General features: G+C 54.6%; 1 protein-coding gene. It reads left to right on the top strand.

Annotated elements, in window-relative coordinates; translation table 11 throughout:
* Positions 1-260 (top strand): VCBS domain-containing protein (locus GQA99_RS20490; RefSeq protein ID WP_206194612.1); only part of this gene is annotated, 260 nt, incomplete at both ends.

Here is a 260-nt window from a genome sequence, read left to right as displayed (position 1 = left end):
CACGATGTGGTCATTACCATTGTCGGCACGAACGATCCTGCTGACATCAGCGTGACCCCAGGTAACCCAGATTCAGATAAAGGCACCGTCACCGAAGACGGCAGCTCTGACACTGACGCGGCCACGGTTGAAACCGTCACCGGCAAATTAGATGTCACTGACGTGGATAACGGCGAAGCCGTGTTCCAGGTGCAAACCAATGTCACCGATGGCAACTACGGCAGCTTCTCGATTGATGCAAACGGCAACTGGAGCTACAC

Source organism: Shewanella litoralis, from assembly GCF_009828585.1.
Classification (GTDB): Bacteria; Pseudomonadota; Gammaproteobacteria; order Enterobacterales; family Shewanellaceae; genus Shewanella; species Shewanella litoralis.
Note: the sequence above shows the minus strand (reverse complement) of the source record. Positions and strands in the feature narration are given on the sequence as shown.